Origin of the sequence: Nocardia sp. NPDC052112 (assembly GCF_040680135.1) — a bacterium.
Lineage (GTDB): Bacteria > Actinomycetota > Actinomycetes > Mycobacteriales > Mycobacteriaceae > Nocardia.
The window spans coordinates 1-12794 of the sequence record NZ_JBFAWD010000022.1 but is presented as its reverse complement, the minus strand read 5'-3'; the positions used below and the strand labels follow the sequence as shown (position 1 = coordinate 12794).

At 63.2% G+C, this 12794-nt stretch carries 9 protein-coding genes and 1 pseudogene; 7 read left to right on the top strand and 3 right to left on the bottom strand.

The annotated features are described in order from the left end of the window. The first annotated feature begins 173 nt into the window (after positions 1–173). From AB0L58_RS32810 to AB0L58_RS32795, 4 genes are all read left to right on the top strand, one after another. On the top strand, positions 174–1190 hold the full coding sequence (locus tag AB0L58_RS32810) for an NAD(P)-dependent oxidoreductase (protein ID WP_364392936.1): 1017 nt from the start codon (positions 174–176) through the stop codon (positions 1188–1190). Then, on the top strand, positions 1187–2665 hold the full coding sequence (locus AB0L58_RS32805; RefSeq protein ID WP_364392934.1) for an aldehyde dehydrogenase: 1479 nt from the start codon (positions 1187–1189) through the stop codon (positions 2663–2665). Before AB0L58_RS32810 ends, AB0L58_RS32805 begins: the two co-directional genes overlap by 4 nt. A 256-nt stretch (positions 2666–2921) precedes the next feature. Beyond that, positions 2922–4211: an MFS transporter gene (locus AB0L58_RS32800; RefSeq protein ID WP_364392931.1), complete on the top strand. Its 1290-nt coding sequence runs from the start codon at positions 2922–2924 to the stop codon at positions 4209–4211. Positions 4212–4509: 298 nt separating this feature from the next. After that, positions 4510–5931, top strand: coding sequence for an FAD-binding protein (locus tag AB0L58_RS32795; protein WP_364392928.1), 1422 nt, complete (start codon positions 4510–4512; stop codon positions 5929–5931). Between the two features lie 156 nt (positions 5932–6087). Here the strand turns inward: AB0L58_RS32795 and AB0L58_RS32790 are convergent, their stop codons facing one another. After that, positions 6088–7380, bottom strand: a complete 1293-nt coding sequence (locus AB0L58_RS32790) for a cytochrome P450 (RefSeq protein ID WP_364392926.1) — start codon at positions 7378–7380, stop codon at positions 6088–6090. A 609-nt stretch (positions 7381–7989) separates the two neighbouring features. Between AB0L58_RS32790 and AB0L58_RS32785 the strand changes: the two are divergent. Continuing rightward, positions 7990–8085: pseudogene (locus AB0L58_RS32785) on the top strand (hypothetical protein); the annotation flags it as partial. A 137-nt stretch (positions 8086–8222) separates the two neighbouring features. Further along, complete coding sequence (locus AB0L58_RS32780) at positions 8223–8462, top strand: hypothetical protein (protein WP_364392924.1); 240 nt, start codon at positions 8223–8225, stop codon at positions 8460–8462. A gap of 212 nt (positions 8463–8674) precedes the next feature. Here AB0L58_RS32780 and AB0L58_RS32775 read toward each other — a convergent pair whose 3' ends face one another. Then, positions 8675–9319 carry an HAD-IA family hydrolase gene (locus tag AB0L58_RS32775; RefSeq protein WP_364392922.1) on the bottom strand — a complete coding sequence of 215 codons (645 nt, stop codon included), beginning with the start codon at positions 9317–9319 and terminating at the stop codon, positions 8675–8677. Positions 9320–10178: 859 nt separating this feature from the next. Here AB0L58_RS32775 and AB0L58_RS32770 point away from each other — a divergent pair. Next, entirely contained in the window at positions 10179–10916 is a 738-nt protein-coding gene (locus AB0L58_RS32770; RefSeq protein WP_364392919.1) for a molecular chaperone Hsp31, read from the top strand. Between the two features lie 349 nt (positions 10917–11265). On the opposite strand, the gene AB0L58_RS32765 is transcribed toward AB0L58_RS32770, so the two are convergent. Continuing rightward, complete coding sequence (locus AB0L58_RS32765) at positions 11266–12339, bottom strand: NAD(P)-dependent alcohol dehydrogenase (protein WP_364392916.1); 1074 nt, start codon at positions 12337–12339, stop codon at positions 11266–11268. Between the last annotated feature and the right edge of the window lie 455 nt (positions 12340–12794).

Here is a 12794-nt window from a genome sequence, read left to right as displayed (position 1 = left end):
CGAGGTCCTGTTGTCGAGACGTGCTCAGGTCGTGACCGAGTGCGGATGGCAGATGCCTTCGGCAAAGTTGTTGACAACTTCCGTCGGCTGTGACGATAGTTACAATGGATTCGCAAATACGAAGTCAATTTCGGATGTGCGATGAACGTCTGATAGCCCCAGAAGGAGTCTCCATGAGCCGCAGCAAACCCCGCTTACTCGTCCTCGATGATTGGGAGGGCCGACTGCGCCGGTCCGCGGGATACGCCCACCTGCGGGAGCTGGCAGATGCGTCGGTTCTCGACGGTCCGATCGGCGAGCTCACCGACGAGGAGTTGCGTGGTGTACAGATCGTGATGGCTGTCCGCGAGCGCACTCGTTTCGACCGCGAGCTGTTCGATCGCATGCCCAACCTGGAGCTGATCCTGCAGACCGGCGGGCACGCGTATCACATCGATCAGGTCGAGGCAGCGCGGCGCGGGATCTCGGTACCGCTATGGCGGCGCAGCGACGCGTGCGAGGCCGCTGTGCGCGAGCTCACCATCGGCCTGATGATCGCCGCGCTGCGGAAACTGCCCGCAGCGATCCGCGACTCGGATGCCGGACTGTGGAACGGACACCTCGGTGCCACCTTGCGTGGTCGACGCATCGGCATCCTCGGAATGGGCTTGCAAGGCCGTGCTGTGGCCCGGCTGGCGCAGGCATTCGACATGGAGGTAGTGACCTGGGCCCGGCCAGGCAGTTCCACCACCGCCACCGACGGGATTCCTCGATTGTCTATGGAGGAACTGCTCGGAACCTCGGACGTGGTCAGTGTCCATCTGCGCCTGTCCGACGAATCCCGAGGGCTGCTCACCGCAGACCGCTTGCGGTCGATGAAACCGGGATCGGTATTGGTCAACACCGCCCGCGGCGCCATCGTCGACGAGGCGGCACTCGCCGAAGTGCTGCGCGACGGACCGCTGCGCGCCGCAGGTCTCGACGTGTTCGCGCACGAACCCCTGCCCGCCGACTCTCCGCTGCGCACGCTACCCAACGTGGTACTGACTCCCCATATCGGTTGGACCGTCGAGGAAGCGTTCGAGGAATTCGCCACCGGCGCCGCCGAGCAGCTGCACGACTACCTCGCCAACGACCTCGACCCCAGGGAACTGGCGTTCCAGCCCGATGTCGTCGTGTACCGCGAAGCCGTCGGGTCGGTCCGCGCATGATGTCACTGCCACGACACGACCACTGGATCAACGGCAAGAAGGCCGCCCCTGCCTCCAGCGAGTATCTGCCCACCGACGACCCGATGACTACCCGCCCCTGGGCCGAAATCGCGCGCGGAAATGCCGACGACATCGACGAAGCGGTCGGCGCCGCCCACACCGCGTTCCGCACGTGGAAACGCACCGGCCCGAGCGTACGAGCCGAAATCCTGTGGAAGATCGGCGATCTCATCGGCGAGCGCGCCGACGAGCTGGCCGCCCTCGAATCACGTGACGCCGGGAAAGTCATCCGCGAAGTCCACACACAACAGAGCATGCTGCGGACCTGGTACCACTACTACGCCTCGCTCGCATTGCACATGGAAGGCCGTCAGATCCCGCACGACAGCCGAACCCTGACCGCGATCACTGTGCGCGAGCCCTATGGCGTCATCGGTGTCATTCCCGCGTTCAATTCGCCGATGCTGCTGGGCGCCATGAGTATCGCGCCCGCCCTCGCCGCCGGCAACACCGTCGTGGTCAAGCCCCCAGAGGTCAACTCCCTGTCGTTGCTGCTGCTCGGCGAACTCACCAAGCAAGCCGGCCTGCCCGATGGATGCTTCAACGTCGTCACCGGATTCGGCCACGAAGCCGGCGACGCCCTCGTCGGTCACCCGGCAACGAAGAAGGTCTTCTTCACCGGAGGCATCGACTCAGCACGTTCGGTCACCTCGCGGGCGGCTGAGGGGCTCAAGCAGACCGTCCTCGAACTCGGTGGCAAATCAGCCAACATCTTCTTCGACGACATCGACATCGACACTGCTGTCAACGGAGTCATCGGCGGCATCTTCGCCGCTGCCGGTCAGACATGCATCGCCGGGTCGCGCCTACTCGTCCAGGACACGATCGCGGACCGTTTGGTCGAGGCCGTCGCCGACCGTGCGCGAGCGGTCATTCTCGGCAACCCCACCACGCCGACGACCGAGATGGGTCCGATGTCGCAACCGAAGATCCTCAACGGCGTCACCCAACGGGTTGATGAAGCGCTCGAGCAGGGCGCGCGGGTCCTCGCCGGCGGGCCCAACGGAGCCAAACCCGCCGCCGGCTGGTTCTATCCGCCGACCGTGCTCGACGGAGTGACCAACGACATGGCGGTCGCGCAGAACGAACTGTTCGGCCCAGTGCTGTCCGTCATTCGTTTCCGCGACGAGGACGAGGCGATCGCGATCGCGAACGACACCGATTTCGGCCTGGCGGCGGGTGTCTGGACATCGAACTACCACACCGCGCACCGTGTCTCACGAGAACTGGAAGCCGGAACGGTGTGGGTCAACACCTACCGAGCACTTCAGTACGCAACACCGTTCGGCGGGATAAAGAGCAGCGGACACGGACGAGAAAACGGCATCGACGGATTCGCCGAATTCACTCAGCCCAAAGCGATCTGGTTCGAGTCGAATCCCGACGCTATCGGAGATCCGTTCGCACTGCGGTGAAGTCCGACAACATCTGCAATCGCCCGCGATCGCGCGACACCCCTCACCACATGGAGATCACAATGACGTCATCGTTGAACTACGGCCCGATGCCGAAGCCACCCGAACTCTTGCCCCCCTCCCGTACTGAGCCGGTGAATTGCCATGTGCGGCCGTCGGATTCGCGGACAACAAGGCCATTCACGTCGGCGGTGGACTCGACGACCGGTCGTGTTCGCCGGGGCGGCTTCGAGGCGAGTGCAGGATTGGGTCATCGATGACAACGCAAGATAAGTCGCAGGAAACGGGTCCAGTCATAGGCGCGGTCCCCGCGCCCGCAGTACCGTTGCACGAGCTGCCGCTCGGTCGTGCGCACTACAAGCTCGTCGCGCTTGTTGGTATGGGGTTGTTCTTCGATCTGTACGAGCTGTTCCTGGCTGGAACGATCACGGGTGTGCTCAGGCAGCAGCTGCACCTGTCCATCTCCGAGTTGAGCGGCATCCTGGCGTCCGCGTTCGCGGGTCAGTTCGTCGGCGCACTGGTGCTCGGACGGCTGTCGGACGTCTACGGTCGCCGTCGTATGTTCATGCTGAATATCGGCTTGTACGCGGGCTTTACGTTGCTGGGTGCGTTCAGCCCGAACGTGTGGTTCCTGATGGCTACCCGCGTGCTGGCTGGTCTGGGTATCGGAGCGGAGTTGGCGCTGTCCGACACCTACCTGTCGGAGGTGATGCCCGCGCGGGTGCGCGGTCGGATGATCGCAATTGCCTACACGATCGGGTTCTGTGCGGTGCCTACGGTTGGGTTCCTGGCGCGTTGGCTCGTTCCACTGCATCCGCTGGGTGTGACCGGGTGGCGGTGGCTGTTCGTGTTAGGCGGTTTCGGTGCGGTTTTGGTGTTCGTCGCGCGACGTCGAATGCCGGAGTCGCCGCAATGGCTGGAGCGTCGGGCGCAGCGCCCCGAATCGGTTCCGTTCGCCGAGATTCTGCGTCGGCCGTTCCGCCGCCGGACGAGCTTGTTCTCCGCAGTGATGATCCTGCAGGTCTTCGGCTACTACGGTTTCGGCACGCTGGCAGTGTTGGTGCTGCAGAGCAAGGGCTTCACCGTCGTGCATTCGCTGGGCTATCTGTCCATTACGTATCTGGGTTACCCGCTCGGTTCGCTGCTGGCCATTCCGCTGATGGAGCGCGCCGAGCGCAAGTACCTGGTGATGGGCAGCGCCGCGCTGATGGCGCTATTCGGTTTGGTGTTCGGCGGCGCGACTACCGTGCCACTGATTCTGGTCTCTGGCGGATTGTTCACGCTGGCCAGCAATGTGTTCTCGGACGCCCTGCACACGTACCTGCCCGAGTCCTTCCCGACCAGTGTCCGAGGCACGGCATCCGGCGCGACGTACGCATTGTCGAAACTGAGCACGGCCGTGCAGCCGTTCCTGCTATTGCCGCTGTTGGACCATCGCGGCCCCGCAGCGGTTTTCACGATCATCACCATTGCCTTGGCGCTGATGATCGCTCTGATCGCGGTGTGGGGACCGGTTTCCGGCCGCAGACCCCTCGAACTGGGGTAACGCTGGTCCCGGCCATTTTCGCGCCCGTGACGAGAACCGGCTCTCACCCCGGGCCGCCGTCACATGAGGTACTGCTGCGATGAGCCATTCGCGAAATCGCGGGGCGAATTCACTTGCCGACTACGCGGGGGATGAAGAACAGCGGAAACAGACGAGAGAACGGAGTTGACGAATTCGCCGAATTCACCCAGCCCGAAGCGATCTGGTTCGAGTCGAATCCCGACGCTATCGGAGATCCGTTCGCACTGCGGTGAAGTCGAACAGTATCTGCAATCGCCCGACATAACTGGAGATCACCATGACATCATCAACGAACTACGACCTGATCGTCGTAGGATGCGGAGCCGCCGGGCTCGCTGCATCACTCACCTACGCCGAAGCCACCGAAACACTGGACCCGCCACGGCGCATCGCCATCCTCGAGCGGTCGATCAAAGAAGAACGAGGCGGCGCTACCCGATGGACAGACGCGTTCCTGCGGGTGACGGAAGACCGTACCTTCGACCCCGATTACGTCGACCACCTGGACCGAGTGTCCGGCGGGCGTACTGACACCGCTTACCTCCGCAAGCTCGAACGCGAGGTTCCGAAAACTTTGTCGTTCATCGAAGAACGTGGCGTGAAGCTGCGTTTCGACGAGTTTCCGCTCGCGCACCGGTTCGACAAAGGCGTCGCATCGACGACCCCACCGGGAATGCCGGAAGGCGGCGGCCGATCCATCGTCGAGGCACTCGCTGCCAAGCTCGAATCTTTCCCCAACGTCGACTTCCGCTACGAAACCGAAGCCGTCCGGCTCATCACCGACGACTCCGGCGCCGTCAGCGGTCTCGTTGTCCGTGGATCCGACGGTCGCACCCGCCAACTCACAGGCCGCTCGGTCGTGTTGGCCTGTGGCGGTTTCGAAGGCAACTACGAGGTTCTCACCAGATACATCGGCGAGCGTGCGTGCGATCTCCCGCTCATCGCCCCCGGCGTCGCCAACAACCGCGGCGACGGTCTCCGCATGGCACTCGAACTCGGCGCCGACACCGCAGGACAGTTCGACATGATCCACGCCGAACCCTCCGACTCCCGCACGAGCAAGCCCAACGCCGTTCTCTACAGCTACATCGCTGGGATCTTCGTCAACCAGCAGGCCGAGCGATTCTTCGACGAAGGAATCGACACCTGGGACAACACATTCGAAAAGATCGGCTACGAGATCTGGAAGAACCAGAACCAGAAGGCATACTGGATCGCGGACGCGAAGACGCTCGCCATCCCTGGTATCGAGGCCGGATTCCTCAGCGACCTGCCACCGGAAAGGGCCGACAGTCTAGGCGAACTCGCGCAGAAGCTCGGCCTCGACGCCGAGGCGCTGCAAGAAACGGTCGACACCTTCAACGCGGCAACAACCGACAGCGAGTTCGATCACACCCGATTCGACGGCAAGAGGACCGTCGGCATCACGCCTGCCAAGGCCAACTGGGCGGTTCCTCTCGACACGCCACCGTTCATCGGCTACCCGCTCACCGCGGTCATCACCTTCACCTTCGGTGGCGTGCGGACCGACACAGATGCCCGCGTAGTGCTACCGAACGGGGCACCCATCCCGAACCTCTACGCCGCAGGCGAAGTCACCGGACTCTTCTACCACGAATACCCGCCCGCCACCTCTGTGCTGCGCTCGCTCACATTCGGTCGAATCGCCGGCGAGCATGCGGTTCAACAACATTCCTGATCGATACCCCGACACGCGCGGCTCGCCGCTCTGCCGGTGAGCCGCGCCGCAGTTCGGCGCTTGGCGGATGGGCTCAGAATTTTGCCGAAGGTCCCTTCGGCCGTCGGGTGGTTCGGATTGATCAGCCTAGATCGCCGGTCTGCATTTCCGATCGGTTCACCATTGGGCGGCTTCTTGCATGATGTTCAACGGAAGGGATTTCGGGAAGACAACCGGGAACGCCGACATAGCCCGGTGGAACGGGCCCGGTCGCCAAACCAGCTCCTCAGGCGGCACAGCCAGTCGCATCTCGGGGAGGGCGTCGAGAAGTTGGTCGATGGCATCCTGCACGATCAGGTATGCCACGGACTTGGCCGGGCAAGCATGCGGTCCGGCGCTCCATGCCAGGTGTGAGCGATTACCGGTGCGGTCCCCACCACGGATTTCGGGATCGTTGTTGCATCCGGCTAGGCTGATGAGAACGGGCTGGTGCGCAGGCAACCAGGTGTTGTCGATCAGCATCGGCTGCCGCGGGTATGTTGCGCAGAAGTTGGCCAACGGTGGGTCGTTGAAGAGCACCTCATCGAGCGCGTCACGGGTCGACAGGCTGCCACCGAGCACATCGCCGCCGAACCGGTCGTCGGTCAGCATCAGCAACAGGGTGTTGGTGATCAGATTCTGCTGCGGTTCGATACCCGCACCGTAAAAGCTGATCAGCTGGGAAAGCATCTCCATGTCATCGAGGTTGGCCGGATGATGCACAAGCCGCGACGTGACGTCGTCCGCGGGCTCCGCGCGTCGCAGCTGAATCAACTCCATCAGAGCCTCGCTGAGCATCTGCATGCCGTGGGCAGCCTCGACGGTATCGAAGAGTGCGGCCATGCCGGTCGCGACCCGCTGCCCCAGTTCCGCCGAGCAGCCGACCATTTGGTTGAGGACCGCGAAGACGAGCGGGAACGCGTACTGGGAGATCAAGTCGGCCGAACCGGCCGCGCAGAAGCTGTTGATCAGCGGGGTCGCGATCTTCTCGACCGTGAAATGCAGGGCGTGCAGATCGATCCCGTCGATACTCGCGGTATACGTCTGCCGATAGCGAGCATGCGCTGCTCCGCTGTTACGCAGTGCATTCGGACGCCATTCCAACATCGGTCGAATGGGAGAGTCGTCGGGAATGCTCTGCTGCCAGGTTCGTGGATCGGCCGGAAAATGGTCGGGGTCATTGAGGATTCGCAACGCGGTGTGGTATCCGAGAACCAAGGTCGCGGGCACATTCGGTGCCAACTCCATCGGAGCGATCGAGCCGTACTGGCTGCGCATCGTGCGGTAGCCGTTGTGTGGATCAGCGGCGAATTTCCGGCTGCGCAGACAAACTTGTGCGATGTCCGGACTGATGGGTGATCCGTGCTGGACGGGGCAGGGTCGGGGCGTGGTGGTGTGGGGCGCGGACGCCGAGGTCTGTTCTGTGGCCATAGCGGTGACTCCAGACGTTGGAGGAATCCGGCGAAGGTGGTCGGTGAGCAAAGGCGGCTGCCTGGGTCACGCGCGTCGAGAGAAGGTCATAGGTAGGTCAGGTTCCAGGTCGAGCCCGACGCGGACTTCATAGCGCTTGTGGTGCGGCCGCTGTGCCCATCGTCCGGTGCGGGCAGTACGCCGGCTATCTCGGCGCTCGACCAGTCGTGTGAATTACATTGCGATACAACATAATCGACTCCGAACTCGACTTCGGTCACGGTCCGGTGGACGCGGTGGATGCCGTCGGTGTCAGTCATCGCCACCCGGTCTCTGAGAGGGTTTGTCGTTGTCGTGAACACAGTAGATGTCGCAGTCGGGTCGGCCCCATTGTCGGAAGCGACATATCTAGTACTGAAAGCGACATGGGTTCGACTCCCGGCTCCGGTGTGCGGCTGAGGTCGGCGCGACGAGCGGATCGTTCTCGCCGAGCTGATGAGGCTCGAATTGACCCGGTAGCGAGGTGCCGGAAGGTTCTCGGACAGTGGCGCCCGACGAGGATCGGGGTTCACTGACACCGGAGTTGTTGTGGCAAGGAAGAATTCGCGGTCGCGGTAATCGCCCGAGTTTCGGGAGACGGCGGCGAAGGATGTGGTCCAGCGGTCCCGTCCGGTGGCGGATGTTGCTCTCGAGTTGGGTGTGGTGGCGCAGACGCTGTCGAACTGAGGCAGAAAATATCGTGAGGTTCATCCGAATCTCTGGGCCATCGACCGTCAGCGGGTTCGGGTTATCGGGCGTTGGACCCACTGCTGTCTTTGTGGCATTGCGCAAACCGCTTGCTGCGGTTCAGCCTGCAGACGTGGATGATCACGGCAGCTCCCAAGGCGGTCGAAGCAGCCTCTGCCCTGTGGGTCGCGGTGTTCAACCTGACGATCGGGCTCGGCGCACTGGCCGGCGGCGCGGTCGTCGACGCCGTCTCACTGCCCGCGGTCCTGGTATTCGCCGGTGTGCTGCTGGCCTTGGTTACCCTCGCTGTCTGGTCCGGCCGTGGCGCCTTCGCGAGTACCTCGGAAACCCGGGACTCGCACCGGACGGGAACCTGAGCCCACTGACGGAGGATCGCTCTCGCCCCTCGAAGCGGGTGAACTGTCAGGCCGCCCGTGGCGCATCACTCAGGCGCTGCCCCCGAACCTCGTGGCCGGTCGACGAATGCCGCCGTGGCGGGGCGGGAACTGTGCAGAGGCGATGTAGAACGACACCGACCGGCAAGCGCTGTTGTGCCGACCCCGGAAATCCCGTGACGATCCTCGGGGACCTACGCGGCGACGGCGGCCAGGCGGAGTTGATTCTCGATATCGGCGGGTGAGCCGGTGTAGTGGAGAGCGCACAGGCCGAGGCGAGCGGCGGCTTCGCAGTTGTCGGCACGGTCGTCGACGAACAGGACGCGGCCGGGATCGCGAACTCCGGTCGCGGCGAGCGCGTTTCGGTAGGTGTCGGGGTGGGGTTTGTTCATGCCGAGCCTGGCCGAGTAGAGAGCGTCGGTCATCAGAGTGCGCCAGTCGGAGGCGTCGAGGGCATCGCTGACCGCATGGGGTGCGTTGGAGAGCAGCACCATCGGGAGATCTGCCCGCACGGCATGGTGCAGGAGTGCGACAACGCGGTCGTCGGTCCGGGTCCACAGCGCGGTGTCGACGGCGCGCAATCGGGCGAGCAGTTCCGGCTCCGGGTGATGGCCGAGCACGGCGGTCCAGAAGTCCGCGTCGTCGAACTCGCCGGAATCGTAGGGTTCGCGTGCGCTCCAGAAAGCATTCTTGAAGTGTCCGAGCTGGTCTGCGTGCCATCCGGCGAGTTCGGCGAGCCTGCTCCACATAGGAACGGTGGGCTGCAGGCCGATGACGCCGTTGTAGTCGAAGATGACCGCGTCGAATTCCGCGGGCTGGTGAGGTCGTGTGATTGCCACCGGTTCTCCAAGGCTTGATGGGACAGGACAGCCACGGCGGCGGCAAGCGGGGTGCCGCCGCCGACTTCGCCGTCGAGAATTACCGCGAAATCGGCTGTGTGGTATGACGATTCCCGCCTCGTTCGATGACGAAAGAGGCGCACAAACTGTGGATCGAAGGAAGGCTCTGCGGAAAGGCTGAAGGTGATGCGCGACGCTGCGCGAACAAGCCGAAACCTACCAAGGGGTACGGCGAGCTACCACTCGGAACGGGTCTTGGTGATCCGCTCCACAAAGCGGCGCCCGAAGGTCTCACCGGCGTCGTAGCCGAGATCAATCGCCGGGGGCGGCCAGCAGTCGTCGAGACTAGTTCCCCGCCTCCTCCGTCGGCGCATGACAGTCACGCTGGATACGCCTTCCCAGGTCATCGCGGCGATCCCGAACGTCCACCCGGTCAAACAATTCCTGGGCCAGCGGCCCGGAGGACGCGGGGTTATGCCCGGTGTATAGGTTTCGTTCCACGACCGTGTAAGGCTTTCAGATCTCGCTGCGGGTGAAATGGACACTCAGAGTGACCAGTTCGTCCTCTGCGGCAACTTCGGTGCACTCTGCGTCCGCGACCCGAATCGAGGAAACCGAACAATTTCGGCTCAATAAGCATGTGCTGGTAAAATAGCAGCAATGTCCAGCACCCTGACATTGCCTGGACGATGCAGCGTCGGCCGAAGGGGCGACGGTACAAAGAATTCGCGAGGTTGTACTTCGTGGTAAAGCCTCCAGCAAGAGTGGGCAACCGTCGGTCGGCTGGAAGAGTCGGCACGAGAAACGTGCCAGGCCTGACGAGACGCGATCAATAAGAAGCAACCCGAAGAGGTGAATCATGCCCGAGAATCTTCCCCGCAAGGCGCTGATCGCCATTAGTAGCTACAACGGGGTAATCTATCCGGACGGCACAAAGACCGGTCTCTTTTTCACCGAGGCCCTCCATCCATTCGAAGTGTTTACGCAGGCTGGGTTCGAAGTGGATCTAGCCACAGAAACGGGCACATTCGGTTTGGATGATCTCTCGCTTACCGAACGATTTCTGGCGGGTGACGACAAGGCGGTCTTCGATAACCCGGAGCACCCGTTCAACGTAAAGTTGAATTCACAATTGAGGAAAGCATCCGACTTGAAGAAAGGGGAGTACGGATTGTTCTTCGCTTCTGCCGGGCACGCGGCACTCTATGATTATCCAACCGCTCGAGGGCTTCAGATTATCGGCGAAGACGTCTGGACTCGGGGAGGTATAGTCGCCGCCATATGCCATGGACCTGTGATCCTGCCCAAGATTATCGACTCCAAAACCGGTAATTCGGTTGTCGAAGGGAAAACCGTGACCGGATTCACGATCGAGGGCGAGATTGTCTTGAGTGTCCTCGAGAAACTCGAATCCGACGGGGTAATCCCGGTCGTCGAAGCAGTGAGCAGCGTGGGAGCAGACTACAGCTCTCCGATGCATCCGTTCGACGACTACTCCATAACTGCCGGCCGAGTCATTACTGGAGCCAATCCGGCAAGTGCGCGTAGCGCAGCCGAAAGGGCCGTGAAGGCCTTCGGCGACCTTCCGGAGGCATAGAGAGCGAGGAGCTGTTCACCTCCTTGGTGACAGGGACGGTGGGCGCGGCTTCGTTGTTGGTGAACGGAGCCGTCGGGTCGGTCGCGGAGGGCATGATCATGTCCTGCTAGCGACCGAACCGGCCAATAAGAGCGCGGGCATCGGGGGCGAGTCGGGTTGCCTTGCCGCGGTGTTCGTCGGCGCGTGCAGATATGTGACGACCTGTGCTGCTGGCAGGTGTCCGGCCCTCGCGCAAAAGTGAGGGCCCGAGGTAGGTGGCAGCTCTTGTCGCCGATCTCTGGCGGAGAGACGTCGCAGGATGCGGGACTATTGCCGGTGGCCGCCCTCCGGGTTCTGCCCACCGGAAGCTTCACTCGAAAACGATGACCTGGCGTCCGACGACGTCGCCGCGACCCAGGGCTTGCAGATTCTCGTTGATGTCTTCGAGCTCGACCTTGGTGACGTTGTGTTTGATGAGGCCGGCTTCGGCGAGGGAGAGCACCTCGACGAGGTCCAAGTGGTTGCCCCAGAAGGAACCGAAATAGGACAGCTCTGTGCCTACGAAGGGGAACTGACGGTGCTCGACACGGTGGCTCATGAGGCCGACCGCCGCCAGTGCGCCTTCAGGGCCCAGCAGGTCGAATCCCATTGAGACGGATGCCTCGCTGCCGACGCAGTCCAGGATGGCATCGATTGTTCTCCGACCGGTCAGCCTCTCCAGTTCGTCTTGGATAGCCTCGGTGGACTTGTCCTTGACATTGATCCCGTGGTCCGCGCCGTTCTCCTTCGCTACGTTCAGTTTGCTGTCCGTGCGCGCGAGCGCGACCACGGTCGCGCCGCTTCCGAGCAGCTTCGCGTATTGGACCGCGTAGCTTCCCAGCCCGCCGATGCCCGTGACTGCGACGGTGCGACCGGGACCTAGCTTGCCCGCGTCCCGTAGCTTCCGCATCCCTCGGTACGGGGTCATGCCCGCGTCGGTCATCGGCGCGAGGAGTTCGGGTGCTTTCGCGGCGTCCTCGGAGACCGGGATCGCATGGCGGTACTCCACGGCCATGTACTCGGCGAAGCCTCCTGGCGGGCCGAACCCCACCCACCGGCCGTTGCCGCTGCACAGCTGTTCGTTGCCTTCGCGGCACTGCCGGCACGTGCCGTCGCCCCAGCTGGGATTCACCACGACCATGTCACCTTCGGCGTAGCCGACCGTGGTAGGCACGGCGGTGCCCAGTCCCGCCACTCGACCGGTGATCTCATGGCCGGGGATGTAGGGAAACTCCACGGGGAACGGATCCTTGAAGTAGCCGTCGAGGAGTTGGTAGTCGCTTCGGCACATGCCCGCCGCGGCGACCTTCAGCAGAATCTCGTCCGGCGCGGGCTCGGACACCGGAACCTCTTCGATCCGAAGCGGTTCCTGGTATCCGTACATGCGGGCTGCTCGCATCTGCATCACGTGTGCCTCGCTCTCGCTGACAGGCAAATACCGACTCAGATGTGCGGCGTGGGCGGGAATTGGGTTTGGACGTCGCCGCTGCTTCCGATATCACCATCCTCGCATGTCCGCAGCTGACCTGGAAGGTAGCCGACGGAGGAGGGCACTACGGCGACCACCGAGTCGGAGGGAGGTGGAGTCTGGTGTCGACGACGCCGTCGGCAATGGTGCGACGGTACTGCTGGGCGGTGAACGCTCGGACGTGCTCGCCGTCCGGTCTACAGGCAAAGCCGAGTGGTACGGGCAACGACGTCGGACCTCGGCCCAGGGCCGAGGTCCGACGTCGCTGCGGGGATGGTGGCGTGACTGCGTGGATCGGCGTCCGATCAAGCGGCGTCGAGGGCTGCGGTGATCTTGCGGGTCATCTCGGCCAGGGTGGGGCTGGGCTGGGCTTTGCGGGCTTGGGTGGCGGC